Consider the following 26,964-nt stretch of genomic DNA (forward strand, 5'->3'; position numbering starts at 1 on the left):
ATCGCTTTAATCTTCATTAGTATGTGTGTTTCCTAATCATGGCGATTTCATAGTAAATAACAACAGGTTAGGTTACATTCATTCAATTTACAAATCTTTATGACGTCAAATTTATTTTAGCACATTTTTTAAAAAAACTTTAAGATAATTTTCTCAACTTTGCGCCTTATAATTAATAAAAATGCCAACTATATCTAGAAAAGGGCTTTTAATGCCCGAATCACCTATACGTAAATTAGTTCCTTATGCAGAACAAGCCACTAAGAATGGAAAGACTATTTACTATTTAAACATAGGACAACCTGATATAAAAACACCCGAAGTCGCCTTAAAAGCGGTTAGGGAAAATGATGTAGAGATACTTTCATACTCGAGATCTGAAGGTTCTGATGCTTACAGAAAAAAATTAGCTGCTTATTATAATAAATACGATATTAAAGTATCTCATGAAGATATTATAGTAACCACTGGCGCTAGTGAAGGTTTATTATTTTTATTTAGCAGTATCATGGATCCGGGAGATGAAGTTATTATTTCTGAACCTTTTTATGCTAATTACATTGCGTTTTCAACCTCATCGGGCGTTAACGTCGTACCTGCTGTTTGTAGTATTGAAGATAATTTTGCATTGCCTTCCATCGAAACTTTCGAAAAACTAATTACACCAAAAACGAAGGCTATTTTAATTTGTAATCCAGGAAACCCAACGGGTTATTTATATTCAAAAGAAGAAATAGAAAAACTGGCTGCTTTAGCAATTAAGCACGATTTGTTTTTAGTTGCTGATGAAGTATACCGTGAGTTTGTTTACGATGGCAACACCCACTACTCCATTATGCAAGTAGATGGACTGGAAGAACATGCTGTAGTAATCGACTCGGTATCAAAACGGTATAGCATGTGTGGTGCACGTGTTGGCTGTTTGGTCTCTAAAAATAAAACCGTTTTAAAAACCGTTTTAAAATTTGCGCAGGCACGTTTAAGTCCGCCAACCTACGCACAAATTGCTAGTGAAGCTGCTTTAGATACGCCTCAAAGTTATTTTGATGATGTTATTGCTGAATATGTTGATAGACGCGACACCCTTATTAAAGAATTACTAAAAATAGATGGTGTAAAAGTAGCAAAACCTAAAGGTGCCTTTTATTGCATTGTAGAATTGCCCATAAAAAACTCGGATGATTTTGCACAGTGGCTTTTGGAACATTTTGACATTAATGGCGAAACCGTAATGATTGCTCCTGCAGGCGGATTTTACTCCACACCTGGCTTGGGTTTAAACCAAGTGCGTATAGCATACGTACTCAAAAAAGAAAGCTTAATAAAAGCTGTACATATTTTAAAAGAAGCTCTTAAAGTTTATAAAGATTAGTGCAAATTCAACAGAACATATCCCTAAAGCCTTTTAATACCTTTGGTATTGATGTTTCTGCCAACTATTTTGTATCAGTTTCTACCATTGAAGAATTAAAATATATTCTATCCTTAAAAGCATATCCAAATAAACTTATTTTAGGAGGTGGCAGCAATATTCTCCTTACCAAGAATTTTGAAGGACTTGTTATCCATATTAATCTTAAAGGAATTGAAATAGTTTCCGAAGATTCCGATTTTGTATTTGTAAAAGCAAATGCGGGTGAAAATTGGCACGAGTTTGTACTTTGGTGTATTAATAATGATTTTGGAGGTGTTGAAAACCTATCATTAATTCCAGGTAATGTTGGCACAACACCTATTCAAAACATTGGTGCCTATGGAGTGGAAATTAAAGATACGTTCGAGTCTTGCGATGCTATTTCCATAGAAAAACATGCTATAAAAACTTTTAAAAAACAAGATTGTCATTTCGATTATAGAAACTCCATCTTCAAAAATGAAGCAAAAGGCAAATACATAGTTACCAGCGTTACATTCAAACTAACCAAACAAAACCACAAACTTCATATAAATTATGGTACTATTGCCTCCGAACTGGATGCTATGCATATTAAGAATCCAACCATTCAAGATATTTCAAAAGCTGTAATTTCCATTCGCGAAAGCAAATTACCAAACCCAAAAATCATTGGGAATAGTGGCAGTTTCTTTAAAAACCCGGTTGTACCAATAATGCATTACAACAAATTGCTTCAAAATTTTGAAGATATGCCTAGTTACCCAGTTTCGAACACTGAAGTAAAAATTCCTGCGGGTTGGCTTATTGAAAAAGCAGGTTTTAAAGGCAAACGTTTTGGCAATTATGGGGTTCATAAAAACCAAGCCTTAGTACTTGTAAATTATGGAAATGCTAAAGGTTTAGATATTTTAAACCTTTCTATTTTAATACAAGAAACAATTAAGCGCCTTTTTGATATTTATATAGAAGCAGAAGTAAACATCTTATAATACCAAAGAAATCTCTAACTTTGACAATATTTTAAATTGAATTTACCTTGATTTCATCCATAGAAAAAGAAATAGTTAGCCTGTTGGAACGTGGTGACAAAAAAGCCATTACCATACTGTATGAAAACTATGCAGATGCCTTATATGGTGTTATAAAAAAAATTATAGCAGACGATGATACGGCACAAGATGTGCTTCAAGAAAGCTTCGTAAAAATATGGCGGTACTCAAAAAAATACGATTCCAGTAAAGCTAAACTATTTACTTGGCTTTACCGAATTGCCTATAATACTGCTATAGACAAAGTTAGATCGCATAAAAACAAAGACAGTAAAGAAGTCCAAATAGAAAATTCTAACGTATATAAGATATCGGCAGGCGAATTAAATCAGGATGTTATGGATATGCAAAAACACCTGAGCAGTTTGGACGAAAAATATCAAATAGTAATAAATGCGCTCTTTTTTGAGGGCATGACCCAACAAGAAGCCAGCGAAGAGCTAGACATTCCGCTGGGTACTATAAAATCGAGATTAAAAATTGGATTACGTGAATTGAAAAAAATCTATAATCCTTAATTAAAACAGTCATGAATGCGAAAATAACTACTTTTTTAAATTCTGGCCTATTGGAAAAATATCTATTAGGCAATACTACTTCTGCCGAAACAGAAATGGTTGAGTCTTATATTTCAAAATATCCAGAAGTACAGAATGCCTACAATACATTACAACACAATCTAGAAATAGTTGCTAAAAGTAATGCTATTGAAGCCCCTAAAAGCATCTTAAATAATATTTTAGATGAACTTGACGAAGCACCGATTGTAAAAATGAATGCTACAACTAGACAAAAGTTATGGTACAAATTTAGTGTTGCTGCCAGTATCGCTGCTTTAATATTTGCAGGAAACTCTTATTTCTTGCATTTAAAAAACGAAAAGTTAGCCGAAGAAAACCAAATAGTGGTTGATGAAATTTTCGACTTGCGTAACGATATTGATGCGAACAACAAAAAATTAGACAACATTATGCAACAATTTATGGAGCTTAATGACCCCGATACCTATAAATACATCATGCAAGGTAACGGTCGTGCGAAAAACTTAAAAACGGTGGCCTATATAAACCCTAAAGACAAAACATCGATGATAGATGTGGTTTCATTACCTCAATTACCAGAAGAGCAATGCTACCAAATTTGGGCAGAACTACAAGGCAAAATGGTAAGCTTAGGTATTTTAACTGATGCAGACAGGCAACTTAAAAAAATACCATATACCGAAAATGCTTTGGGTTTAAATATTACCATAGAACCAAAAGGTGGTAATACCGTTGCATCATTAGACAACACCGTAGCCGAAATAGATTTACAGTAGAAGTAAATTAATATCATAAAATCCCTCAAAGAAAAAAAGCCTCATTTGAAAATACCAAATGAGGCTTTTTTCTTTCTTTCAGATAGTAGTATAGTGATTCTACGCTTCCTTTAAATTTGTTTGAAGCAAAAATTTATAGATTATTCCTCCAACTACCGCTCCTGAAATAGGAGCCACCCAAAACAACCATAATTGGTAAATTGCTGGACCGCCTACAAAAATCGCTTGTGACAGTGATCTCGCAGGATTTACCGATGTATTTGTAATAGGAATAGATATTAAATGTATAAGCGTTAACCCCAAGCCAATAGCAATTCCTGCAAATTTTCCGTTGGCTAATTTATCTGTTGCCCCCATAATAATTATAAGAAAAAACATGGTTAGTAAAAACTCGGTTAAAAATGCAGCATTCATACTATAGCTTTTACCAAAATATACGGCATGATCATAAAAATTAGTTGCAAAAGCACCATAATCGTTACCTCCTGTACCACCATTTATTATGTACAAAGCACCAGCCGCTCCAATAGCCCCAATACATTGGGCAACTATATAAGGTATAACTTCTTTTACTGAATGTTTGCCTCCTGCCAACAGCCCTAAAGTAACTGCTGGATTAAAATGTCCGCCAGAAATATGCCCCACAGCATAGGCCATAGTCAAAACGGTAAGTCCAAAGGCCAAAGAAACGCCTATTAATAAAATTCCAATTTGTCCACTATCGGATGGTGCAATTTGAGAAGCAAAAATAGCACTTCCGCAACCACCAAAAACCAGCCAAAAGGTTCCAAAAAATTCTGCAAATAATTTTTTCATAAATTAATATTTAAAGGTTAAATGATTAAATGTAGTAAATTGTTTAATAAATTTGTTTAAATTTTTTTAATTGAAGCTAAAATCGGTCGTTTAGTACGCGATTGAAGGCTTTCTTTTGAGTTACATACCAGAGACTATAGAAGAAATAAAAAACAGGACAGACGTTAAGAAACCGTAAGGTTCACGAACACGTATTTTTCAAATAATTAAGCATCGTGAGTAAACAGTTCCTTGGACTGTTTTAGTGAATGAGCAGGGAGAGCGTATGAACAAAAAAGGACGATTTTTAGCCAATTGTGAAAAGCTTAAACGAGTTCAATACCCAAATACCTAAAAGCAAAATTGTCACAATCAGGTTTTCATTCAACAAACTTTTAGAAATTATTAGTTAAATACTTTATCTTTGCAATAAAATACATAAACAGGTGAAACACCCATGAAAACAGTATTCACACACACGAGGATGATTGTTAAGGGTATTCCATCTGACAATTAAAAAACAATAGAAATAATCAGATGAAACTTCTTTTAATAACAATCGCTTTATTAGGGTTAGGATTTGCAGGAATTGCCATAAAAATTTGGGCTAAAAAAGACGGCAAATTCGCTGGCACATGTGCAAGCCAAAACCCTATGCTTAATAAAAATGGGGAAAGCTGTGGTTTTTGTGGAAAAACCCCAGACCAATTTGGCGATTGCGACAAACCTCAACACTCATAATACTTTATGGGTTATCTTGATTTTGTTTACTATGGTTTTATTGCTGTAGTTGTTATTCAAGTTGTTTATTATATTTTTTTCTTCTCAAAGTTTTCATTTATAAAACCTAAAAAGGAGCCAACAAAAAAAATCCCTGTATCGGTAATTATCTGTGCTAAAAACGAAGCTAAAAATCTTCAAAACCTTTTGCCTTCCGTTATTTCCCAAAGTTATCCCGATTTTGAAATTGTTTTAATTAACGATGCTTCTACAGATGACACTCTTGAAGTTATGGAAGCTTTCGCTGCTAACCATAATAACATAAAAATTGTAGATGTCAAAAATATTGAAGCCTTCTGGGGAAATAAAAAATATGCATTAACACTTGGTATTAAAGCATCAAAAAACGATTATCTTCTGTTTACCGATGCCGATTGCAAACCCCTTTCAAAATATTGGATACACGACATGTGTACACATTTTAATGACAAACAAACCATTGTTTTAGGCTACGGAGCTTATTCAAAAATTAGAAAATCATTTTTAAACAAACTTATTCGTTTTGAGACTTTAGTTACGGCAGTTCAATATTTTTCGTTTGCAAAAGCAGGTATTCCGTATATGGGCGTTGGACGCAATTTAGCCTATGCAAGAAAGGAGTTTTTTAATGCGAATGGTTTTATTAATCACATAAAACTGCGTTCGGGTGATGATGATTTATTTATAAACCAAGTCGCAACCAAAAACAATACGGCCATCTGTTTTTCTGTAAATAGCTTTACCCAATCGTTACCCAAAACAACCTTTAGCGACTGGACAAAACAAAAAAGAAGACATATTTCTACTGCAAAATTTTACAAATTAAGTCATAAAATTTTATTGGCGTTGCTTTACATTTCACAATTACTTTTTTGGGTTCTTGCCCCCATTCTTCTTATTGCTCTGTTTAAGTGGCAAATTGTAATTGGTCTTATTTTAATAAAACTTACTCTACAATACACTATGTTTGGCATGTCGGCAAAAAAACTGGGAGAGCAAGATCTAATAATTATGCTTCCTTTTTTAGAAGTTTTTTTAATTATAACGCAATTAACTATCTTTATAAATAATCTTATCTCAAAACCTAATCATTGGAAGTAAATGAAGCCATTAAACGTGCCAAGGAAAACGACCAAAAAGCATTTAATTTTTTATTGGATACCTTTTGGGATGATGTATATGGTTTTCAATTAAAGCGTGTTCAAAATGAAAATGATGCCGAAGACATTACCATTCAAACATTTTCTAAAGCCTTTGATAGAATTGAAACCTATAACAGCAGTTTTAAGTTTAAAACTTGGCTAATTACCATTTCAAAAAACATTCATATAGATTTATTGCGAAAGGAAAAAAACTCTATTTCCCAAATTATTTCTAATGATGACAAATCGGTATATCAAATTTTAGACGAATCCCCTTCACCTGAAGACGAACTAATAACCGAGCAGCATTTAGCAAAATTACTACGCGACATAAAAAAATTAAAGCCACATTATCAAGAAATTATAAATTTACGCTACTTTCAAGAGCTGAGTTATAAAGAAATTTCAATTCAGCTTAAAGAACCCATAAATAATGTAAAAGTAAAGTTGTTGCGTGCTAAAAAATTATTATCTGAAATTATTCAGGAAAAATAAGTTTTATGAAACAAACTAAAATTGATTTTTACACAGAATCTGGAATTGCCAAACCATTAAACATTACACTTGTCTTTTTATGTGGTTTAATCTCTATCCTTTTCTTTAGTTATTTCTATAGTTTAATAATTACTTACCTACCAATTATATATTTTAATTTTCTGATTGTAATAGGTTTTGGCTTTACTATTGCATTTTTAAGTAGAATATTTAATGTCGTTTTTAAAATTCGAAATAGAAGAAAGTCAATAATTATAACCATTATCCTTTCCTTATTTGCCATATATTTTCAGTGGGTTAGTTATATATTTATTATATCATTTGATGATTATGATTTTTTTAAAACCTTTAAAGAATTTGAATATTTTCTTAGTATTCTTTTTAGACCAGATATAGTAATTGAAAATATAATTGAAATTAGCAAAGTAGGACTATGGTCTATAGGTTCTTCGAATCTGTACATTAGAGGTTTTATGCTATGGGCAATTTGGTTAGTTGAAGCATGCATAATTATTTTTGTTTCGTACAATATTTTTAAAAATTTCAATGACATTCCTTTTTCTGAAAAAGATAACAAATGGTTTAAAAAAGAAATTATAGATTTCGATTTTGAGCACATTGCTTTTAAAAAGAAATTTGTTGAAGAGTTTCTTTTGAATCCTTTTGAATCTGTTAATCAACTAAAAAGAGGCGACGGATTAAGACATTCTAAAATAAGCATTTTCAAATCGGAAACCGAATCTAAAAATTTGATTACAATTGATAATGTTATTGTAACACAGCGAGGAAAAGGAAAAAAAGATTATACAAAAGTTTTAGAGTATTGCTATGTAGATAATAGTGACCTAAGTCAGATTAAAGGAAAATTTAGGACTAAAAAAGCTTCTATTTTTGATTACTAAACTAAAAAATCTAGGTCCCGGTCTATTGTTTGCTGGTGCAGCCATTGGCGTTTCGCACTTAGTACAATCAACACGTGCAGGTGCCGATTTTGGCTTAGGTTTATTATGGGCATTACTTTTAGTAAACATATGCAAATACCCGTTTTTTCAATTTGGCCCGCGTTACGCCACTGCAACTGGTGAAAGCTTATTAGATGGTTATAATAAATTAGGAAAAAGTGTTTTGGCAGTTTATTACATTCTTAATTTAGCCACTATGTTTACCATACAAGCTGCAGTAACCATTGTAACAGCTGGTTTAGCCTCTAGTCTTTTTGGTGGTTTTGAAGCTTTTCCTATTGGAAACAAAACAATAAACAGCATTGAAATATGGACTGTTATCATACTTTTTATTTGTTTAATTATTTTAACTCTTGGCAAGTACAAACTTTTAGATAGATTAATGAAAATCATCATCATTACCTTAACTATTAGTACTATTTTAGCAGTAAGCATCGCATTATTAAATAACAACGAACCTCTTTCTTTTCAACAGATATTACCCACAAACACTATAGAAATAGGGTTTCTCATAGCTTTTATGGGTTGGATGCCCGCACCATTAGATGTTTCGGTATGGCAATCAATTTGGGCTATTGAAAAAAATGAAGAAACCAAACAATATTCACCTAAATCGGCTTTGTTTGATTTTAATATTGGTTATTTAGGCACCATACTTATAGGCATCGGATTTCTACTTTTAGGAACCTTAGTTATGTACCACAGCGGAGAAACCTTTAGCAATTCAGCAAGTGTATTTTCTGGTCAGTTAATAAACATGTACACCCGAAGTCTTGGTAATTGGGCCTATGTAATCATTGGTGTAGCTGCTTTTACAACCATGTTTAGTACTACTTTAACAACTTTGGATGCGTCGCCAAGAGCCATGGCAAAAACAACCACCTTGTTATTTAAAAAATCCTCGAAATTCAATTACACGTTTTGGATTGCTTTATTATCTATAGGAACGGTATTCATTTTTCTGTTTTTCGCTTCCGAAATGGGTTTATTAATTAAAATAGCAACCATTTTATCGTTCATTACCGCACCTTTTTATGCCATTATAAATTACATCTTGATTTCTAGCAAGCACACACCAAAAGAATGGCATCCATCAAAAAAACTGCACCTATTAAGTTTATTAGGCATTGCTTTTTTGATAGGATTTAGCGTATGGTATCTCATGTCTTTATAAGATACTTTTAAAAGAATACTTTGTATCTTTGTGCTTTATTTTTAAAGACATGGATTCAGAAACCGTTTCAAATATTTTACCGGAAGAACGTCAAGCTAAACCCAAATGGTTACGTGTAAAACTTCCAACAGGAAAAAAATATACCGAATTAAGAGGATTAGTAGATAAATACAAACTAAACACCATTTGCACCTCTGGTAGTTGCCCAAATATGGGTGAATGTTGGGGCGAAGGTACTGCTACCTTTATGATTTTAGGAAACATTTGTACCCGTTCTTGTGGCTTTTGTGGTGTAAAAACCGGCAGACCAGAAACTGTAGATTGGGATGAACCCGAAAAAGTAGCACGTTCTATAAAAATCATGAATATCAAACACGCCGTTTTAACTAGTGTTGATAGAGACGATTTAAAAGACATGGGAAGTATTATGTGGTCTGAAACTGTGAAAGCCGTAAGAAGAATGAACCCCGAAACCACTTTAGAAACACTTATCCCCGATTTTCAAGGCATTGAACAACATATTGATAGAATTATTGATGTCGCTCCGGAAGTGGTATCCCACAATATAGAAACCGTTAGACGTTTAACCCGTGAAGTACGTATTCAAGCGCAATACGATAGAAGTATGGGGGTTTTAAAATATCTAAAGCAACAAGGACAACGACGCACAAAATCTGGTATTATGCTTGGTTTGGGAGAAACCCGCGAAGAAGTTATCCAAACGCTTCACGATTTAAAAGCAAATGATGTCGATGTGGTTACTATTGGACAATACCTGCAACCAAGTAAAAAACATTTGCCTGTAAAACAATTTATAAATCCAGATCAATTTAAAGAATACGAAGAAATTGGTTTAGAATTAGGCTTTCGCCATGTAGAAAGTAGTGCCCTAGTGCGTTCTTCATATAAAGCTCAAAAACACATCAATTAGTTATGATCAATATAGCTATTAATGGGTTTGGTAGAATAGGCAGGCGTGTTTTTAGACTACTTCAAGATTATAAAGACATTCAAGTTGTTGCCATAAATGATTTAGCCGATGCCAGAACATTAAGCCATTTGCTTAAGTACGATAGTGTTCATGGAGGTTTCAACGGTGTTGTTTCTCATGACCAAACTCATATTATTGTTAATGATAAAAAAGTGGCGCTGTTAAATCACAAACATCCCAAAGACATCAATTGGAAACCTTTTGATGTCGATTTTGTTATTGAATCCACTGGAAAATTTAAAACTAAGTCCGATTTACAAAACCACATAAATAACGGTGCTAAAAGTGTTGTTTTAAGTGTACCACCTATTGATGACGCTATTAAAACTATTGTAATGGGTGTAAACGATGAAAGTATTGATGGTACAGAAACCATTATTTCCAACGCCTCGTGTACCACTAACAATGCAGCGCCAATGATTGACGTTATAAATAAACTTTGCGGCATCAACCAAGCATACATTACTACGGTTCATTCCTATACCACAGACCAAAGTTTACACGACCAGCCACATAGAGATCTACGTAGGTCTCGTGCTGCAAGCCAATCCATTGTACCTACTACTACTGGAGCAGCAAAAGCCTTAACAAAAATATTTCCTCAACTATCTGATGTTATTGGAGGTTGTGGTATTAGGGTACCTGTAATAAATGGTTCTTTAACAGATATCACTTTTAATGTAAAAAAGAGCGTATCAATAGAAACCATTAATAATGCGTTTAAAGAAGCAGCTGAAAATCAATATAAGGGTATTATAGAATACACCGAAGACCCTATCGTTTCTATTGACATTGTTGGTAACACACATTCTTGTATTTTCGATTCTGATATGACATCGGTTATAGGAAATATGGTAAAAATAATAGGTTGGTACGATAATGAAACTGGCTATTCTAAAAGAATAATTGACTTAATATGTAATTTATCGAGGAAAAAGTATGTTTTGTCGATAAAATAATTATATTTGTCTGTAATATTTAATTAAATGTCCCATATTAAAAACTATATATATATTGCATTAATGCTTTTAAGCATGACGGTTTCATCACAAAAAAACATAAGTGATGATCCCGAATTGATTCAAAACAGCATTGACTATCACATTTCGCAAGCACAAACCGAGTTGGAAAACTTCAACTACTTCAAAGTGCAAAAAAATCTTGATGAAGCTTTAAGCTTAGCCGAACAATCAGACAACAAAAAAAGTATTGGTATTATTTACGCCATTAAAGGCAGGCTTCAACTTAGCATAGATGAAAGTGATAAGGCTATAAAATCGCTTACAAAAGCCATCGAAGTTCAACGTCTTATAAACGACAACATCAACCTAGGGAATTCGTATAAAATATTTGGTGATGTTTATATTACAAAAAAAGATTACAGCCAAGCTTTAGATTACTACCGTTCAGCAAAGTCTAAGTTTGAAGAAGAATCTTTAAACGCAGAATTGGCAGATGTACTTTTAAGCGAAGGCAAAACATACTTTAAGCTAAAAAACTATAAAAAAGCCAGAGATATTATAGAGCAATCTTTAGCATTAGCAAAAAAAGACGATTTATTAAAAACGCAAAGCGATGCTTTAATTTCCCATAGTTTAGTGCATACCAGGTTAAACCACAACGAAAAAGCATTAACCTATGCTCTTGAGGGTGTTAAGCTCGCAACCAATAATAATTTCACAAGCATTCTTAATAATGGGTATTTGGCTTTAAGTGAAATTTATAATAACATACAAGACTATAAATCGTCAAGAGACTATTTAGACGCATATGTTAAACTTTCAGATTCTCTAACTAATTTAAAACGTGCAAATTCTTCAAAAGATCAAGAAACACAATATCTATTAAATGATGCTCTAGAGAAAAACAACGAAATGTTTCAAAAATTAGAGAAAGCGGAAGATGATAATAGTTTAAGTACCCTAATTTCAATTTTAAGTGTTGCCTTAATTACCATCTTATCTTTATTAACGCTGTCGCTTTATAAAAACAACAACATCAGGCTAAAAACAAATAATATGCTTCATAAAAAAAATGGAGAACTTATTATTGCCAAAGAAAAAGCAGAATTAGCGTCAAAAACCAAAGCAAACTTTCTATCTACTGTAACACATGAGTTAAGAACACCACTATATGCCGTAACTGGTTTAAGCAATATGTTACTGGAAGAAAACCCCAAACCAGAACAAGTTCAGCATTTAAAATCGTTGAAATTTTCGGGTGATTACTTACTGACTTTTATTAACGATATTCTTCAAATTAATAAAATTGAAGCCAATAAAGTAGATATTGAGCCAGAACCATTCAATTTAAAAAAGAAAATAAACAATATCATTTTAGCCTTAAATAATTCGGCACAGGATAACAATGTTAAAATTCATTTTGAATATGATAAAAATTTACCTGAAAACTTTATAGCCGACCAACTAAAAATATCTCAAATACTTATTAATTTAATAGGAAACTCCATCAAGTTTACCAAAGACGGTGATATCTGGATTAGAATTTACAAAATTGAGGAAAAAGGCAAAATTTACACCTTACGTTTTGAAGTTGAAGACAATGGTATTGGTATAAGCCAAGAAAAACAAGACAATATGTTTGAAAGTTTTTCTCAAGGTTCTATTCAAATCAACAGAAAATATGGAGGTACAGGTTTAGGACTTTCCATAGTAAAAGGCTTAATAGATATTTTGAAAGGAAAAATATATGTGAAAAGTGAGCTTGAAAAAGGCACAACATTCTATTTTGAAATTCCTTTAGAATACACCTCTATTGAAGAAGCTAAAGAAACTAAAACAAAATATTTTAGTGGTAATGCCAGTGATTTGGATTTAACAAATGTTAAGATTCTGGTGGTTGAAGACAACAAAATCAACCAAATGATTACCAAAAAGATTTTAACCAAGATGTCTCTTAAATGCGATATTGTGGATAATGGTGAAGATGCCGTAGAAATGATTAAAACCAATAAATACGACATTGTATTAATGGATATACACATGCCAGGTATTAGCGGTATTGAAGCTACAAAAATTGTGAGATCGTTTGACAAAGAACAAATCATTTTTGCCTTAACCGCTGTTACCATTGAAGACAAAATGCACGAATTTGAAGAAGCTGGTTTTACCGATATTATTCCAAAACCATTTAAACAAGAAGAGTTTGAGAAAAAACTTTACAATGCATTGGCTTCAAAAAGCAACAGCTCTACAACAACTTAACAAGCAGCAAAATCTTTTATAAGCTTATTTAAAATGGGCGCATTGCTTATTGTAACGGTAATGGGCAAATAAAACAATTTGTCTTTTAAAATTTCATGTTGCTTTAATCTCATAAAGTCCTTTTCGGTAGTTAGAATAAGCTTTTTTTTCTCTAAAGCTAAAATATCCTGTTGCGTAAACTCATAGTGGTCTTTAAAGTTTAAATGATCGAACTGTAAACCTTTTTTATTTAAAAATTCGACCAGGGGATTTGCATTCGCTATACCAGTTACCAAAGTAAAATCAGTTACAGTATCTAAACTTTTTTTGCTTTCTAATGAAATAATATCATTTGAATAGTTTATTGAACTAAAAAAAACTTGCTGATGTGCTTCGGGAGCTATCTTCTTTAAAAAATCACTTTGCGCTTCGCTGCTAAAATTATCAGGGCATTTGCTAACCACAATAATGTTTGCTCGTTTTGCACCACTTCGAGGCTCCCGTAAATTACCTGTTGGCAAAACATAATCAGAAAAATACGGATTGCTATAAGTAGTAAGCAAAATATTCAACCCCGCTTTTACTTTTCTATGTTGAAAGGCATCATCTAATAAAATAACCTTTGGCACATTATCAAGTTGTTTTAATTGCTTAATGCCATTAGCTCTATCGGCATCAACAGCCACAAGAATATCATTCTTAAACTTATTGTAAAATTGAAATGGCTCGTCTCCAATAGATTCTGCAGTAGAAAATTCATTTGCTAATTGAAACCCTTTTGTCCTTCGTTTATAACCCCTGCTTAACGTAGCAACTTTACAATCATCCTTCAACAAATCAATTAAATATTCAATCATGGGTGTTTTTCCCGTTCCGCCAACGCTTAAATTTCCAACGCATATCACAGGAAAATTATATGAAGTCGATTTTTTTATGCCCAAATCATACAACCTATTTCTTACACTGGTTATCGCATAATATATTGGTACAAAAGGAAACGATATGCTTCTAATTAATTTCATCTGTTTATATCATTGTTTTAATTTGGTCAGATGGAACGCCCTTAATAATTATCTTTACGTGTGAATGTAATTCTCATGGGTGTTTCACATATTTATAGTTATTGCTTTTCATAGGCCAGATACAACATCTAAATAGCAAATATTAAATGGTGTAAATTTATAGTTATTGATGTTTCATCTTAGCGAAAATAATATTTTATCTTTGATACAAACAAATTTATTCATGATAGTTCAAGACGTCATTAACCATTTAGAAGAATTAGCACCTCTAGCTTACGCCGAAGATTTTGATAACGTAGGGCTTTTAGTTGGCAACAAAAACGCAAAAATAACAGGTATTTTGGTTACTTTAGATACACTTGAAGCTGTTGTAGATGAAGCCATCAACGAAAAATGCAACCTCATTGTAAGCTTCCACCCCATTATTTTTAAAGGACTAAAAAAATTAACGGGCAAAAGTTATGTAGAACGTGTGGTTATGAAAGCCATAAAGCACGACATTGCCATTTATAGCATACACACCGCTTTAGACAATACCATACAAGGTGTGAACGATATGATTTGCAACACATTAGGACTAACAAACAAACGCATCCTTATTCCGCAAAACGAAACCATCAAAAAATTAATCACTTACGTCCCAAAAGATGAAGCAGAACAACTTAGAACGGCTTTATTTAGTACTGGCGCAGGTGCAATTGGCAATTATTCTAACTGTAGTTTTAACGTAGAAGGCTACGGCACTTTTAAAGGTAATGAAAACACCAACCCCACAAAAGGCAACAAAGGCAGTTTACATACAGAAGCTGAAACAAAAATTTCCATCACATTTCCTAAGCATTTAGAACCTCAAGTGGTTCAAACTTTATTTAAAGCCCATTCATACGAAGAAGTAGCCTACGAGGTAACCACTTTAGAGAATAAAAATCAGCAAATTGGCATGGGAATGATTGGTGAATTAGAAGATTCTATGAACGAATTAGAGTTTTTAGCCTTTTTAAAAAATAAAATGAACACCAAATGCATCAGGCATTCATCATTTTTAAATAAAAAAATAAAAAAAATTGCCGTATTGGGTGGCTCGGGTAGTTTTGCCATAGAAGCCGCTAAAGCCTCTGGTGCTGATGCTTTTATAACTGCCGATTTAAAATATCACGACTTTTTTACTGCCGAAAACAGCATTCTTTTAGCCGATGTTGGACATTATGAAAGTGAGCAATTCACAAAAAATCTTTTAGTAGCATATCTTACAAAAAAAATTACTAATTTTGCAATCATTTTATCAAAGACAAATACAAATCCTGTTAAGTATTTTTAAAGTATGGCCAAAACTAAAGAATTAACTGTTGAAGAGCGTTTAAGAGCGTTATACGATTTACAACTTATCGATTCTCGTATAGACGAAATAAGAAATGTTCGCGGAGAACTTCCATTAGAAGTACGCGATTTAGAAGATGAAGTTGCTGGACTAACCACTAGATTAGAAAAATTAGTTTCAAGTTTAGAAGTAGTAGATAATGATATCATTTCTAAAAAGAATCAAATTGAAGAGTCTAAATCTTTGATTAAAAAATATAGTGAGCAACAAAAAAATGTTAGAAATAACAGAGAATTTAATTCTTTAACAAAGGAAGTTGAATTTCAAGAATTGGAAATTGAATTAGCTGAAAAACACATTAAAGAATTTAAAGCACAAATAGAGCAGAAAAAAGTTGTTATTTCTGAAACTAAAGAGCGTTTAAAAGAGCGTGAAAATCACTTAAAGCACAAAAAAGGTGAATTAGACGCTATTTTAGCAGAAACTGAAAAAGAAGAACAAGCTTTGATTGGAAAATCTAAAGAATACCAAGAGCAAATTGAAGAGCGTTTGGTTGCTGCTTACAACAGAATTCGTAAAAATGTAAAAAATGGTTTAGCAGTTGTACCTATTGAAAGAGGTGCTTCAGGAGGATCTTTCTTTACTATTCCACCACAAATTCAAGTTGAAATTGCAGCTCGTAAAAAAGTTATTACCGATGAGCATAGTGGTCGTATTTTAGTCGATGCGCAATTAGCTGAAGAACAAAAAGAAAAAATGGAAAAATTATTTGCTAAATTAAGCTAAGTAATTACCAACAATATAGTTTAAAGCCTTCACAAATGTGAAGGCTTTTTTATTTTATGGTTTTTGGATTTTTTTTTAAGGTCTTGGAAATTTATTCGTCTAACAAAAAAACATGAAGTCGCCATTAGCAAGCTGTTTGTTGCAAACACCAATAAATAAAGGCGATACCATATATATGAAACACCCATAAAAATGGCATTCACACACACGAGGTTGATTATTCAGGGTGTTCCATCTGACCAAATTAAAACAATAAATTATAAATAGATGAAAAATATAATTCTAACGGTATGCACCGCAATATTGTTTAGCTGTCAAAACAACGCACAAGCAAACAAAAACCAAGAAGCTATTATTAATGCAACCCCAATAGAAGTTCCTTTAAAGAACGGAAAAGCCAAAGCTTATTTCGCTAGCGGTTGTTTTTGGTGTGTTGAAGCTATTTATGAAAGTGTAAAAGGTGTAGATGAAGTAATCAGTGGTTATTCCGGTGGTCACACTAAAAATCCCACTTACGAGACTAACAATACCGGCAAAACTGGACATGCCGAAGCCGTTGAAGTTATCTATGACCCAAAAATTGTGAGTTTTGAAACCTTAGTTGATGTTTATTTTGGCTCACAAGACCCAACACAAGTAAACGGACAAGGCAACGACCGTGGCTCACAATACCGTTCTATTATTTTTTACCAAAACGAGAAGCAAAAACAAATCATTCTTAAAAAGAAAGACGCACTTGCTAAAAAATTAAATGCTACCATTGCTGCCGAAGTGTATCCGTTCCAAAAATTTTGGGTAGCCGAAGCGTATCATCAAAACTACGAACGTCTTCACCCAAACAATAGCTATATTCAAAATGTTTCTATCCCAAGATTAAACAGATTCAAAGCTAAATTTCCCCAATTAATAAAAGATACACATTAAGTTACTCCTGTTTAACTTACTTGTTTTTTATCTTTACTAAAAATCTTAATCATGAAGAAATCAATAATCTTACTTATTATTTTGATTGCAAGTGTTTCTTGTAAACATAAACAGGAAACTAAAGTCACTGAAAAAGAAGTTTCAATAGCCGAAAAAATAGCTAAAGCCAATGGGTTTAAAAACTGGAAGAACGTAGCTCTAATAAATTTCACATTTAATGTTGATAAAGACACCACCCATTTTGAACGTTCATGGTCTTGGACACCCAAAACTGGAGATGTGACCTTAATTTCCGGGAAAGACACTATTTCTTATAACAGAAAAACTGTCGATAGTATATCTTTAAAAGCAGATAAAGGTTTTATTAATGATAAATTCTGGTTATTAGCACCTTTTCAATTAGTTTGGGATTCTGGCACTAGCATTTCCGAACCGATTACTGAAGAAGCTCCAATAAGTAAAACCCAACTAAACAAAATAACATTAACATATCCTAACGAAGGTGGCTACACCCCTGGGGATGCTTACGATTTTTATTTTGGTGATGATTTTATAGTTAAAGAATGGACTTTTAGAAGAGGTAATGCTAAAGAACCAACCATGGTGACTTCTTGGGAAAATTATCAAGATTTTAATGGTGTAAAAATAGCTTTAGAACATAAAAAACCAGAAGAAAACTGGAAACTGTACTTTACGGATGTTAAAGTTAAAATGAATTAATTTTTATTGTTTAAAAAATCCAAATTAATTTTCGAGGCGTATATATAATAAGAAGTGGTTTAAGCTTTTTCGCTTCAATTGGAAAAAGTTTAAACCACTTCAATCAAAGAATATTCCGCGTTATGCGTCTATATATATCCAAAGAGCTTCCACTATTAAAGTTGAAGCTCTTTTTTTATCCAATAAAATTCTCTTTGGTATGTGTGCCATCACAAAAAGGTTTATTATTTGAAGCACCACATCTGCAAAATGCCGTTGTTTTGTTTTTAATTTCTTTACGACCATCTTTATGAGTTACATGAAGTGTTCCGTAAACCAAAAGTGGCCCATTTTCCAACACTTCAACCTTGGTTTCCAAAACCTCAGCACTTTTATCCGTTTTATTATTCATAGGTAGATATTTATTGTTTTTTATAGGTCATATGTTATCTCTTTATTTTCATTGGTGTTCGATGATTATCAATTGGGTTTTCAAATCACGGCGATTTCATATAAAAACTCAAAGCTCCCGAAGGGCAAGCTTTTACTTGCTTTATTAAAGCTTCCGTTTTAGCAGCATCAATTTTTATCCAAGGACGCTCTCTGGGCTGAAATACCTCTGGCAATCCTTTGGCACAAATAGCCGAATGGATGCATTTGCTAGCATCCCAAACGATGGTTACTTCTCCGTTTGTATATTCTTTTATCTTGCTCATCTGTAAATATTTTTTTTAGTACATGACAAAAATTGAAAAGTGTCACATTGAGCGCAGTCGAAATGCTATTAAAAACGATATTTCCAATGTCTTCGACTTTAGTTTATCTTGAGCGCAGTCGAAAGGCTCAGACTGACATCTCAATGTATTTTGATTTTTGTCATGTACTAAAAACATTTTTCTTAAATATACAAAAAATGCTGCGGTAAATTAAGTGATATTGTTAACTTCATTCCTAACTTTAGAATTCTTATTTTTGTTAGAAACCAAAAACAAACCCAGCTTGTCAAACTATAAATTAGGACTCGATTTTGCTTTAGAACAAGATCAAAAAGATGTATTATCGTCATATAGAAATCAATTTCATATACCAAAAGACAAAGATGGAAATGATTGTATTTACATGACAGGTAATTCACTCGGACTACAACCCAAACAAACGAAAGCTTATGTTAATCAAGAACTTGAAGATTGGGCAAATTTGGGTGTGGAAGGCCATTTTAAAGCTAAAAACCCATGGTTGCACTACCACGAATCTTTAGGTGAACACATGGCAAAAATAGTTGGCGCAAAACCTATTGAAGTGGTAGTTATGAATACCTTAACGGCAAATCTTCATTTTATGATGGTGTCTTTTTACCAACCCACTAAAACACGTTATAAAATTTTAATTGAAGCCGATGCTTTCCCTTCGGATAAATATGCGGTAGAATCGCAATTACGCCATCATGGGTTTAATGACAAAGAAGGATTGGTTCTTTGGAAAGCGCACCAAGGAGGTGAATTAGCCGATTACAACGATTTAGAAGCTATATTAGAAACACAAGGCAACGAGATTGCACTTATTCTAATTGGCGCTGTAAACTATTACACAGGGCAGTATTTTGATTTAAAACGCATAACACAACTTGGTCACAAACACGGATGCATGGTGGGGTTTGACTGTGCTCATGGCGCAGGCAATGTAGCACTCAATTTACACGAATCGGGTGCCGATTTTGCAGCTTGGTGTACCTATAAATATTTAAACGCTGGCCCAGGAAGCATTGCCGGTTGTTTTGTGCATGAACGGCATGCACATAACAAAAACCTCAACCGGTTTACAGGTTGGTGGAGCCACAATAAAGAAACCCGTTTTAAAATGCGTGATGAGTTCTGCCAATTATCTGGTGCCGAAGGGTGGCAACTTAGTAATCCTCCAATTTTATCGATGGCAGCTATAAAAGCGTCTTTAGAACTTTTCAATGAAGTTGGCATTGAAAAACTGACTCAAAAATCTAAAAAACTTACAGGCTATTTTGAGTTTTTATTAAAACAATTGGACGACGACACCATTCGAATTATTACACCAAATAACCCACAAGAACGTGGTTGCCAACTTTCAATAGCCGTAAAAAACGCCAATAAATCATTGCATAACAAATTAACCGAAGCAGGCATCATTTCCGATTGGCGCGAACCTAATGTGATTCGCTGTGCACCTGTTCCGTTGTACAATTCGTTTCAAGATGTGTATCATTTAATGGAACGTTTGAAGAAAATATTAAACAAATAATAAGAGACTGTTTAAATTTTGTTTTTGAAATATTTTATAGACTATTTTTTTGTCATACAGGGCCGAGCGTATAAAAAAGGTCTGGGAGACCTTTTTAGCGAAGGAGCCAAGCTGCCGCGAGGGAGAGATACATAGCTATGGACCGAAAAATAGCTGAAGCATGGCGGAAAAAGACACATAAAAGAGCCAAAGGATAAAACTTAAACAGTCTCTAAAAGTCACCTTGTGTGTAGCCAATGGATAATGAATAAAATCTCAACTACACTCAACCAAATAAAACCCTATGAATAAACAGAACAAAAAAGAGGATTTAGGAGAGACTCAACAAAACATACTCATAATTGGCGCAGGACTTTGTGGCTCACTCTTAGCCTTACGCTTAGGGCAACGTGGTTATAATGTGTCCGTTTACGAAAAACGTTCCGATTTACGCAAAGTAAATATGGATTCTGGGCGTTCTATAAATCTGGCATTTTCAAACAGAGGCAATAAAGCCATGAAATTGGTTGGTATAGAAGATAAGGTAAAAGCTCTTTGCATTCCCATGAATGGAAGAATGCTTCACGACATAGAAGGCAACACCGTTTTTGCACCTTATAGTGGTCGCGAACACGAATACATCAACTCCATTTCACGAGGCCAACTTAACGCCTTATTATTAGACGAAGCCGAAAAGCACAAAAATGTTTCTATCTACTTCAACAAAAAATGCAAGTCAGTAGACTTCGAAAAAACCACGGCATTATTTCAAGACTACGAAACAAAAAATGAATTTATAGAAGATGCCGATATTATTATAGCCACAGATGGTGCTGGTTCCATAATGCGACAAAGTTACTATTTAGGAAAAAAATTCCTATTCAGCTTTTCGCAAGATTATTTGTCTCACGGCTACAAAGAATTAAGCATTTTACCTGCTGAAAACGGCCGTTACAAAACCCACAAAAACGCATTGCACATTTGGGGAAGAGACGCTTTTATGCTTATTGCACTTCCTAATTTGGATGGCAGCTTTACAGTAACACTTTTTTTGAGCTACGATGAAGGTGCATACAACTTTAGCAATCTTACCTCCAAAGAACGTATTTTAGAATTCTTTAGTAAATACTTTAAGGATGCTTTAGAATTGATGCCAAACTTGGTTGAAGATTTTTTAAAAAACCCTACTTCACCCCTCGGCACAGTAAAATGTTCCCCTTGGCATTACAAAGGCAACACCCTTTTAATGGGAGATGCAGCCCATGCCATTGTACCGTTTTATGGACAAGGCATGAATGCTTCTTTTGAAGATGTCGTGGAATTCGACAAAGTTTTAGACACTCATAAAGGCGATTGGGAAACCGTTTTTAAAACCTACGAAGCCTCACGAAAAAAAGATACAGATGCCATTGCCGATTTAGCCATCGATAATTTTCACGAAATGAAAACACATGTAAACCATGCTATTTTTAGAAAAAAACGTAACTTGGAAATGGCTTTGGAGAAGCATTTCCCAAATGAATACGCTTCAAAATATTCTCTAGTAACTTTTAATGAACACATAGGTTACAAAGAAGCCATGTTGCGTGGTCGGGCACAGGACAAAGCCATTTTAAATATGCTAACCGATAATGAATTAGATGTAAATGGCGACTTAAAAATTATTTTGGAAAAAATAAAAAAAGCAACCGAAGCCATTCTTGAAGATGATAGAATTGCGGAATTGACATAATATAATTTGGACGTTACCCCGAAAAACGGGATCAGGCTTTCCGCTTTATCTTTTACGAAAAAGCAAAAGGATATCGCTGTAAATGTAAAGCATTCACGATTTCATTAATTTAAAATTATTAAACAAGGAGCAATCCTTAATGTATAAAAAAGAAAACCATGAGTAAAAATGTAACACCACGGGGAGCGTACCCACATACAAAACGAGCAGGAGATTTTATTTTTGTATCTGGTACCAGTTCTCGCCAACCAGATAATTCTATTGCAGGTGTTGATATTATAGACAATATGGGAACAAAATACCTAAATATAGAAACCCAAACCCGCGAAGTGTTGCTAAATATCCAAAAAATTCTAGCTAACGAAGGTGCAACTTTAAACGATGTGGTAGACGTGACCACTTTTTTAGTAAACATGAATGATTTTGTTGGGTATAATAAAGTATATGCCGATTTTTTTAACAAAGAAACAGGACCAACTAGGACAACAGTAGCAGTACACCAATTACCACATCCCGATTTGGTTGTTGAGATTAAGGTAACGGCTTATAAAAAATTGTAATGAATGAAAAAGCTTCATAAACTTGATGATTATCCTTTTGATACCTAGAAAAATAATCACAAGAAAAGATACTCACAAAAAGGAAAATGAAAATCCAAAACTACATAAACGGCAAATTCCACGATCCAATTGACAATAATTGGCTAGACAATTACAATCCTTCTAATGGACAAGTCTATGGACACATACCTAATTCATCAAGTGTTGATGTAGAAAATGCTTATATCGCAGCAAAATCCGCTTTTCCAAGTTGGTCACAAACCACTTTAGATGAACGTAGCAGAATCTTAATTAAAATTTCAGAATTACTAGAATCCAATTTACAACACTTTGCAGAAACTGAAAGTAAGGACAATGGCAAACCCATTAGTTTAGCAAAATCAGTTGACATACCGAGAGCCGCTAATAATTTTCGCTTTTTCGGAAATGCCATTACGCAATTTGCAAGTGAAAGCCACGAAAGTATTGGACATGATGCCATTAATTATACCTTACGTCAACCTATGGGGGTTGTAGGTTGTATTTCACCTTGGAACCTTCCCCTCTACTTATTTACCTGGAAAATTGCCCCAGCTATTGCTGCTGGAAATTGTGTCGTTGCCAAACCCAGTGAAATCACTCCTATGACAGCCTTTCTTTTAGGAAATATTTGCAATGAAGCTGGCTTACCCAAAGGTGTTTTGAACATTGTACACGGTTTAGGTTCTACTACTGGGCAAGCTATTGTGGAGCACCCTAATATTAAAGCCATTTCTTTTACCGGTGGCACAAAAACGGGTATTCATATTGCCAAAATAGCGGCACCCTTGTTTAAAAAATTATCATTGGAACTCGGTGGAAAAAACCCAAACATTATTTTTTCAGATTGTGATTATGATGAGATGCTAAAAACAACGGTACTCGCATCGTTTTCAAATCAAGGACAAATTTGTTTGTGCGGAAGCCGCATTTTTGTAGAAGCTTCCATTTATAAAAAATTTAAAATAGATTTTATAGAAAAAGTAAAACAACTTAAAGTTGGGCATCCATCAAACGAAACTACTGATGTTGGCGCTTTGGTTTCAAAACAACATTTAGAAAAAGTTTTAAGCTATATTGAAATAGCTAAAAAAGAAAACGGCATTGTTTTATGTGGCGGCAACAAAATAGTCATTAAAGATTATGAAAATGGTTATTATTTAGCGCCAACCGTTATAGAAATAAATACTAACGATTGCAAAATAAACCAAGAAGAAGTTTTTGGACCCGTAGTAACCATGATGCCATTCAATACAGAAACCGAAGTTTTACAAATGGCAAATGCGGTAAAATATGGCCTCTCGGCAACCATTTGGACCACTAATTTAAAACGCACCATGAGATTAACGAACCAACTGCAAGCTGGTATTATTTGGGTAAATACTTGGATGCTTCGCGATTTACGCACGCCTTTTGGCGGTATGAAAGCATCTGGAGTGGGTCGCGAAGGCGGTTTTGAAGCATTACGCTTTTTTACTGAAGCTAAGAACATTTGCATAAAATATTGACAATCAAAATTTAAATATGAAATTCCCACTTCAAAAGGAATAAAATATAAAACTATGAACCTAAACCTAAAAAACAAAAACGCCTTAGTTTGTGGAAGCACACAAGGCATTGGAAAAGCAACCGCCGTAGCATTGGCAAACGAAGGTGTAAACGTTACTTTAGTTGCTAGAAATAGAGATAAACTAAAACAAACTTTAGCCGAATTACCAAATAGCGAAAACCACAGTTTTATTGTAGCCGATTTTACCAACCCACGAGATGTTCAAGAGAAAACAATAAAGTTTATCGATGAAAACCACGGGTTCCATATTCTTATAAACAACACTGGTGGTCCAAGAAGTGGCGATATTTTAAACGCTAGTTTAGATGAATTTGACAATGCATTTATTATGCATTTAAAATGTAACCACGTTTTGGCGCAGGCCACCATTCCGTTTATGAAAGAGGAAGGCTTTGGAAGAATTATTAACGTTATTTCCACATCTGTTAAAGAGCCAATTCCAGGACTTGGAGTAAGCAATACCATTAGAGGTGCTGTTGGAAATTGGAGCAAAACCTTATCGATAGAAGTAGGTGCTTTTGGCATTACCGTAAATAATGTACTGCCTGGTTTTACCGATACAGAACGCTTAGCCGAAATCATTAAAATCAAAGCAAATCATGAAGGCGCTACGGTTGAAGACATGACCGAAATAATGAAAAGCTACAGTCCTGCAAAACGGTTTGCCCAACCCGAAGAAACCGCCAACGTTATTACATTTTTAGCAAGTGAAGCAGCTAGTTATGTTAACGGAATTAACATTCCTGTTGATGGTGGAAGAACAAAAAGTTTGTAACTTTATAACTAATAATTCTGCGTGGAAGGATGACTTATTGGTTTATTATTTCTAAATTAATGAAATCATGAATGCTTTTCGTTTGAAGCAAGCTATCGTATAGCACATAAAATCCGACCCTCCCGATTGTTATCAGGAAAGACACGCCCAAAATATATAAACATGAATAAACTAGTTTCTCCTTTAAATTTTAAAGCTTGGATTGAAGAAAACCGCCATTTATTAAAACCACCCGTTGGAAATAAAGTAGTTTGGAAAAATGGTGAATTTATTGTCATGGTAGTTGGTGGCCCCAATAACCGAAAGGATTACCATTACAACAAAACCCCTGAATTTTTCTATCAAGTTGAAGGTAATATGGTATTAAAAATTATGGATGGAAATACACCAAAAGACATCCATATAAACGAAGGCGACATTTACTTGTTACCTGCAAAAGTGCCACATTCACCACAACGTGCTGCCAATACGGTTGGTTTGGTAATTGAGTATCCGCGTTCTAAAAAAATGAAAGACGCCTTAGAGTGGTACTGCGAAAAGTGCAACAATTTACTATATAGAAAGAAATTTAAATTGGATAATATTGAAACCGATATGCCTAAAATTTTTGATAAGTTTTATAGCGATGTGGAAAAACGTACCTGTACCAAATGTACTTACGTTATGGAACCGCCTAAAAATTAGTGATTAGTGATTAGTGATTAGTGATTAGTGATTAGTGATTAGTGATTAGTGATTAGTGATTAGTGATTAGTGAAAATATTAAATATATTCGTCGTTACAAGGAAGTATGGCGAAACAATCTTAAAAGAACAGTAAAAGATTGCTACAACGTAAAAGTCGCTCAATGACAGTAAAATGGAAAAACGCAAATTAAGAATTAACGGTCATTCTCATCTACTGCCATATCCAGAAGAAATTCCAGATTTCATGCGTGAAAAAGGCATTTTTTGGGTTGACAAAGACAGAAAGTTTATGCTTCAAAAAGATTGGAGCCGACCTGTAACGGATTCTAGTTTTTTTTTAAATGAAAAATTAGAATGGATGACGCGCTACAATATAGACCATGCCGTGGTTTTAAACCTATCTCAGCTTTATGGGAATGGATTGCGTGTTGAGGAAATGAAACAAGCATTACGTTTTCAAAACGATTTTAATGCACGTATCCAACACGAAAATCCAAGTAAATTTACTTGCGGATTTGTTGTACATCCTGGTTTTGTACGCAGTGCTTGTTGGGAAATTGAACGCTGTGTTGAAACCCATGGCATGCAACTACTTTGCCTACCAACGCATTTTATGGATACCATTGGAACCTGGCGTTGTATTTTTGACGAAGAAAACGAGCCTATTTTTGAATTGGCCAATAAATACAATTTAGCAGTTGAAATTCATCCGTATGATGGTGAAAAATTCATTAAGCTGGAAAATACGTCGTGGCGTTTTCATCTTATTTGGATGTTGGCACAATGTGCTGATGCGTACCATTTTTTAACCTTGAATGGTTATCAAGAAAAATACCCCAACATGCGAACTTGTTTTGCACATGGTGGTCAATTGGCCCAAATTAATTTAGGAAGACGCATTCAAGGGTTTGATGGTAGACCCGATTTATTTGAAGGCAAACACCACCCAAGAAAAGCCGTTGGGCATAAAAACATTTTTTTCGATACCTTGGTACACGATACTGGTGGCTTACAATTACTAATTAAAAACCAAGGCTCTAAACAAGTTTTAATGGGTTTAGACGACCCGTATCCTTTAGGAGAAATGGAAAGTGCCAAACAATCGTCATATCCCGGAAAAATATTAGATTTGGCCATAGAACAAAACATTTTAACTGAAGCTGAACGCGATGCTATTTGGCAAGATAATGTTATACAATGGCTGTGTGGCGATGATGAAACAGCGAAACAAAAATTAATAAATAGAATCATTAGTTAAATGTCCCCCCCCGAGCGCAGTCGAGAGGTTTATTATGAAATCATATTTTGTTTATATATTAAATATTAAAATGGTCTAACTT

27 protein-coding genes are annotated in these 26,964 nt (G+C 33.8%); 23 read left to right on the top strand and 4 right to left on the bottom strand.

Annotation, left to right across the window (positions count from 1 at the left end; genetic code table 11):
• Positions 1 to 181 precede the first annotated feature (181 nt).
• From ACGLWY_RS02440 to ACGLWY_RS02455, 4 genes are read left to right on the top strand one after another with little or no spacing between them, the layout of a single operon-like run.
• Complete coding sequence (locus tag ACGLWY_RS02440) at positions 182 to 1,372, top strand: pyridoxal phosphate-dependent aminotransferase (RefSeq protein WP_396618080.1); 1,191 nt, start codon at positions 182 to 184, stop codon at positions 1,370 to 1,372.
• Positions 1,372 to 2,385, top strand: a complete 1,014-nt coding sequence (murB, locus tag ACGLWY_RS02445; RefSeq protein WP_396618081.1) for a UDP-N-acetylmuramate dehydrogenase — start codon at positions 1,372 to 1,374, stop codon at positions 2,383 to 2,385. Before ACGLWY_RS02440 ends, murB begins: the two co-directional genes overlap by 1 nt.
• A 47-nt stretch (positions 2,386 to 2,432) precedes the next feature.
• Positions 2,433 to 2,963: an RNA polymerase sigma factor gene (locus tag ACGLWY_RS02450; RefSeq protein ID WP_396618082.1), complete on the top strand. Its 531-nt coding sequence runs from the start codon at positions 2,433 to 2,435 to the stop codon at positions 2,961 to 2,963.
• Positions 2,964 to 2,974: 11 nt separating this feature from the next.
• Complete coding sequence (locus tag ACGLWY_RS02455) at positions 2,975 to 3,763, top strand: anti-sigma factor domain-containing protein (protein ID WP_396618083.1); 789 nt, start codon at positions 2,975 to 2,977, stop codon at positions 3,761 to 3,763.
• 99 nt (positions 3,764 to 3,862) lie between these two features.
• Here ACGLWY_RS02455 and aqpZ read toward each other — a convergent pair whose 3' ends face one another.
• The gene (aqpZ, locus tag ACGLWY_RS02460; protein WP_396618084.1) at positions 3,863 to 4,579 is read right to left on the bottom strand and encodes an aquaporin Z; all 717 of its coding nucleotides are present in this window, start codon (positions 4,577 to 4,579) and stop codon (positions 3,863 to 3,865) included.
• A gap of 516 nt (positions 4,580 to 5,095) precedes the next feature.
• Here aqpZ and ACGLWY_RS02465 point away from each other — a divergent pair.
• From ACGLWY_RS02465 to ACGLWY_RS02500, 8 genes are read left to right on the top strand one after another with little or no spacing between them, the layout of a single operon-like run.
• The gene (locus ACGLWY_RS02465; RefSeq protein WP_396618085.1) at positions 5,096 to 5,299 is read left to right on the top strand and encodes a membrane or secreted protein; all 204 of its coding nucleotides are present in this window, start codon (positions 5,096 to 5,098) and stop codon (positions 5,297 to 5,299) included.
• Positions 5,300 to 5,305: 6 nt separating this feature from the next.
• Positions 5,306 to 6,418 carry a glycosyltransferase gene (locus tag ACGLWY_RS02470; RefSeq protein WP_396618086.1) on the top strand — a complete coding sequence of 371 codons (1,113 nt, stop codon included), beginning with the start codon at positions 5,306 to 5,308 and terminating at the stop codon, positions 6,416 to 6,418.
• Entirely contained in the window at positions 6,409 to 6,954 is a 546-nt protein-coding gene (locus ACGLWY_RS02475; protein WP_117172711.1) for an RNA polymerase sigma factor, read from the top strand. Before ACGLWY_RS02470 ends, ACGLWY_RS02475 begins: the two co-directional genes overlap by 10 nt.
• A gap of 5 nt (positions 6,955 to 6,959) precedes the next feature.
• Complete coding sequence (locus ACGLWY_RS02480; protein WP_396618087.1) at positions 6,960 to 7,856, top strand: hypothetical protein; 897 nt, start codon at positions 6,960 to 6,962, stop codon at positions 7,854 to 7,856.
• Positions 7,846 to 9,090: an NRAMP family divalent metal transporter gene (locus ACGLWY_RS02485; RefSeq protein WP_396618088.1), complete on the top strand. Its 1,245-nt coding sequence runs from the start codon at positions 7,846 to 7,848 to the stop codon at positions 9,088 to 9,090. The genes ACGLWY_RS02480 and ACGLWY_RS02485 overlap by 11 nt, the downstream gene beginning before the upstream one ends.
• 49 nt (positions 9,091 to 9,139) lie before the next feature.
• Positions 9,140 to 10,021 (top strand): lipoyl synthase, encoded by an 882-nt coding sequence (lipA, locus tag ACGLWY_RS02490; RefSeq protein WP_396618089.1) that lies wholly within the window; start codon positions 9,140 to 9,142, stop codon positions 10,019 to 10,021.
• 2 nt (positions 10,022 to 10,023) lie between these two features.
• Positions 10,024 to 11,040 (top strand): type I glyceraldehyde-3-phosphate dehydrogenase, encoded by a 1,017-nt coding sequence (gene gap / locus ACGLWY_RS02495; protein ID WP_396618090.1) that lies wholly within the window; start codon positions 10,024 to 10,026, stop codon positions 11,038 to 11,040.
• A gap of 27 nt (positions 11,041 to 11,067) precedes the next feature.
• Positions 11,068 to 13,305: an ATP-binding protein gene (locus tag ACGLWY_RS02500; protein ID WP_396618091.1), complete on the top strand. Its 2,238-nt coding sequence runs from the start codon at positions 11,068 to 11,070 to the stop codon at positions 13,303 to 13,305.
• Here ACGLWY_RS02500 and lpxK read toward each other — a convergent pair.
• A complete protein-coding gene (lpxK, locus tag ACGLWY_RS02505) occupies positions 13,302 to 14,306 on the bottom strand; it encodes a tetraacyldisaccharide 4'-kinase (RefSeq protein WP_396618092.1) in 1,005 nt (334 codons plus the stop codon). The two genes, ACGLWY_RS02500 and lpxK, sit on opposite strands and share 4 nt — an antisense overlap.
• 223 nt (positions 14,307 to 14,529) lie before the next feature.
• Here lpxK and ACGLWY_RS02510 point away from each other — a divergent pair, with 223 nt between their 5' ends.
• The 4 genes from ACGLWY_RS02510 (at position 14,530) to ACGLWY_RS02525 (ending at position 18,054) form a co-directional block, all read left to right on the top strand.
• The gene (locus ACGLWY_RS02510) at positions 14,530 to 15,624 is read left to right on the top strand and encodes a Nif3-like dinuclear metal center hexameric protein (RefSeq protein WP_396618093.1); all 1,095 of its coding nucleotides are present in this window, start codon (positions 14,530 to 14,532) and stop codon (positions 15,622 to 15,624) included.
• A gap of 3 nt (positions 15,625 to 15,627) precedes the next feature.
• The gene (locus ACGLWY_RS02515) at positions 15,628 to 16,410 is read left to right on the top strand and encodes a zinc ribbon domain-containing protein (RefSeq protein ID WP_396618094.1); all 783 of its coding nucleotides are present in this window, start codon (positions 15,628 to 15,630) and stop codon (positions 16,408 to 16,410) included.
• Positions 16,411 to 16,677: 267 nt separating this feature from the next.
• Positions 16,678 to 17,334, top strand: coding sequence for a peptide-methionine (S)-S-oxide reductase MsrA (msrA, locus tag ACGLWY_RS02520; RefSeq protein WP_396618095.1), 657 nt, complete (start codon positions 16,678 to 16,680; stop codon positions 17,332 to 17,334).
• A gap of 51 nt (positions 17,335 to 17,385) precedes the next feature.
• Positions 17,386 to 18,054 carry a hypothetical protein gene (locus ACGLWY_RS02525; protein ID WP_396618096.1) on the top strand — a complete coding sequence of 223 codons (669 nt, stop codon included), beginning with the start codon at positions 17,386 to 17,388 and terminating at the stop codon, positions 18,052 to 18,054.
• A gap of 175 nt (positions 18,055 to 18,229) precedes the next feature.
• On the opposite strand, the gene ACGLWY_RS02530 is transcribed toward ACGLWY_RS02525, so the two are convergent.
• Positions 18,230 to 18,445: a CDGSH iron-sulfur domain-containing protein gene (locus ACGLWY_RS02530; protein WP_396618097.1), complete on the bottom strand. Its 216-nt coding sequence runs from the start codon at positions 18,443 to 18,445 to the stop codon at positions 18,230 to 18,232.
• Positions 18,446 to 18,530: 85 nt separating this feature from the next.
• Complete coding sequence (locus ACGLWY_RS02535) at positions 18,531 to 18,749, bottom strand: (4Fe-4S)-binding protein (RefSeq protein ID WP_396618098.1); 219 nt, start codon at positions 18,747 to 18,749, stop codon at positions 18,531 to 18,533.
• Positions 18,750 to 19,032: 283 nt separating this feature from the next.
• Here ACGLWY_RS02535 and kynU point away from each other — a divergent pair, with 283 nt between their 5' ends.
• The 7 genes from kynU to ACGLWY_RS02570 all read left to right on the top strand — a co-directional run bounded on the left by kynU (position 19,033) and on the right by ACGLWY_RS02570 (position 26,882).
• Positions 19,033 to 20,304, top strand: a complete 1,272-nt coding sequence (kynU, locus tag ACGLWY_RS02540) for a kynureninase (protein ID WP_396618099.1) — start codon at positions 19,033 to 19,035, stop codon at positions 20,302 to 20,304.
• Between the two features lie 283 nt (positions 20,305 to 20,587).
• A complete protein-coding gene (locus tag ACGLWY_RS02545; protein WP_396618100.1) occupies positions 20,588 to 22,015 on the top strand; it encodes an FAD-dependent oxidoreductase in 1,428 nt (475 codons plus the stop codon).
• A gap of 158 nt (positions 22,016 to 22,173) precedes the next feature.
• Positions 22,174 to 22,575 (top strand): RidA family protein, encoded by a 402-nt coding sequence (locus ACGLWY_RS02550; RefSeq protein WP_396618101.1) that lies wholly within the window; start codon positions 22,174 to 22,176, stop codon positions 22,573 to 22,575.
• An 86-nt stretch (positions 22,576 to 22,661) separates the two neighbouring features.
• Positions 22,662 to 24,101 (top strand): aldehyde dehydrogenase, encoded by a 1,440-nt coding sequence (locus ACGLWY_RS02555; protein WP_396618102.1) that lies wholly within the window; start codon positions 22,662 to 22,664, stop codon positions 24,099 to 24,101.
• Positions 24,102 to 24,155: 54 nt separating this feature from the next.
• Positions 24,156 to 24,938, top strand: a complete 783-nt coding sequence (locus tag ACGLWY_RS02560; RefSeq protein WP_396618103.1) for an SDR family oxidoreductase — start codon at positions 24,156 to 24,158, stop codon at positions 24,936 to 24,938.
• A gap of 162 nt (positions 24,939 to 25,100) precedes the next feature.
• Complete coding sequence (locus ACGLWY_RS02565) at positions 25,101 to 25,622, top strand: 3-hydroxyanthranilate 3,4-dioxygenase (protein WP_396618104.1); 522 nt, start codon at positions 25,101 to 25,103, stop codon at positions 25,620 to 25,622.
• A gap of 174 nt (positions 25,623 to 25,796) precedes the next feature.
• A complete protein-coding gene (locus ACGLWY_RS02570) occupies positions 25,797 to 26,882 on the top strand; it encodes an amidohydrolase family protein (protein ID WP_396618105.1) in 1,086 nt (361 codons plus the stop codon).
• Positions 26,883 to 26,964 lie beyond the last annotated feature (82 nt).

The sequence above is a fragment of the Mariniflexile sp. HMF6888 genome, assembly GCF_044335535.1.
In the GTDB taxonomy this organism is placed as follows: domain Bacteria; phylum Bacteroidota; class Bacteroidia; order Flavobacteriales; family Flavobacteriaceae; genus Mariniflexile.

What these genes read in the sequence shown, in the direction of transcription:
- ACGLWY_RS02535 (WP_396618098.1), bottom strand. Translation starts at nt 18,749, where the DNA reads ATGAGCAAGATAAAAGAATATACAAACGGAGAAGTAACCATCGTTTGG.
- ACGLWY_RS02565 (WP_396618104.1), top strand. Translation starts at nt 25,101, where the DNA reads ATGAATAAACTAGTTTCTCCTTTAAATTTTAAAGCTTGGATTGAAGAA.
- ACGLWY_RS02500 (WP_396618091.1), top strand. Translation starts at nt 11,068, where the DNA reads ATGTCCCATATTAAAAACTATATATATATTGCATTAATGCTTTTAAGC.
- ACGLWY_RS02560 (WP_396618103.1), top strand. Translation starts at nt 24,156, where the DNA reads ATGAACCTAAACCTAAAAAACAAAAACGCCTTAGTTTGTGGAAGCACA.
- ACGLWY_RS02525 (WP_396618096.1), top strand. Translation starts at nt 17,386, where the DNA reads ATGAAGAAATCAATAATCTTACTTATTATTTTGATTGCAAGTGTTTCT.
- ACGLWY_RS02550 (WP_396618101.1), top strand. Translation starts at nt 22,174, where the DNA reads ATGAGTAAAAATGTAACACCACGGGGAGCGTACCCACATACAAAACGA.
- ACGLWY_RS02545 (WP_396618100.1), top strand. Translation starts at nt 20,588, where the DNA reads ATGAATAAACAGAACAAAAAAGAGGATTTAGGAGAGACTCAACAAAAC.
- ACGLWY_RS02470 (WP_396618086.1), top strand. Translation starts at nt 5,306, where the DNA reads ATGGGTTATCTTGATTTTGTTTACTATGGTTTTATTGCTGTAGTTGTT.
- ACGLWY_RS02480 (WP_396618087.1), top strand. Translation starts at nt 6,960, where the DNA reads ATGAAACAAACTAAAATTGATTTTTACACAGAATCTGGAATTGCCAAA.
- lpxK (WP_396618092.1), bottom strand. Translation starts at nt 14,306, where the DNA reads ATGAAATTAATTAGAAGCATATCGTTTCCTTTTGTACCAATATATTAT.
- ACGLWY_RS02455 (WP_396618083.1), top strand. Translation starts at nt 2,975, where the DNA reads ATGAATGCGAAAATAACTACTTTTTTAAATTCTGGCCTATTGGAAAAA.
- ACGLWY_RS02440 (WP_396618080.1), top strand. Translation starts at nt 182, where the DNA reads ATGCCAACTATATCTAGAAAAGGGCTTTTAATGCCCGAATCACCTATA.
- gap (WP_396618090.1), top strand. Translation starts at nt 10,024, where the DNA reads ATGATCAATATAGCTATTAATGGGTTTGGTAGAATAGGCAGGCGTGTT.
- ACGLWY_RS02465 (WP_396618085.1), top strand. Translation starts at nt 5,096, where the DNA reads ATGAAACTTCTTTTAATAACAATCGCTTTATTAGGGTTAGGATTTGCA.
- ACGLWY_RS02510 (WP_396618093.1), top strand. Translation starts at nt 14,530, where the DNA reads ATGATAGTTCAAGACGTCATTAACCATTTAGAAGAATTAGCACCTCTA.
- ACGLWY_RS02530 (WP_396618097.1), bottom strand. Translation starts at nt 18,445, where the DNA reads ATGAATAATAAAACGGATAAAAGTGCTGAGGTTTTGGAAACCAAGGTT.
- msrA (WP_396618095.1), top strand. Translation starts at nt 16,678, where the DNA reads ATGAAAAATATAATTCTAACGGTATGCACCGCAATATTGTTTAGCTGT.
- aqpZ (WP_396618084.1), bottom strand. Translation starts at nt 4,579, where the DNA reads ATGAAAAAATTATTTGCAGAATTTTTTGGAACCTTTTGGCTGGTTTTT.
- ACGLWY_RS02515 (WP_396618094.1), top strand. Translation starts at nt 15,628, where the DNA reads ATGGCCAAAACTAAAGAATTAACTGTTGAAGAGCGTTTAAGAGCGTTA.
- ACGLWY_RS02570 (WP_396618105.1), top strand. Translation starts at nt 25,797, where the DNA reads ATGGAAAAACGCAAATTAAGAATTAACGGTCATTCTCATCTACTGCCA.
- lipA (WP_396618089.1), top strand. Translation starts at nt 9,140, where the DNA reads ATGGATTCAGAAACCGTTTCAAATATTTTACCGGAAGAACGTCAAGCT.
- ACGLWY_RS02555 (WP_396618102.1), top strand. Translation starts at nt 22,662, where the DNA reads ATGAAAATCCAAAACTACATAAACGGCAAATTCCACGATCCAATTGAC.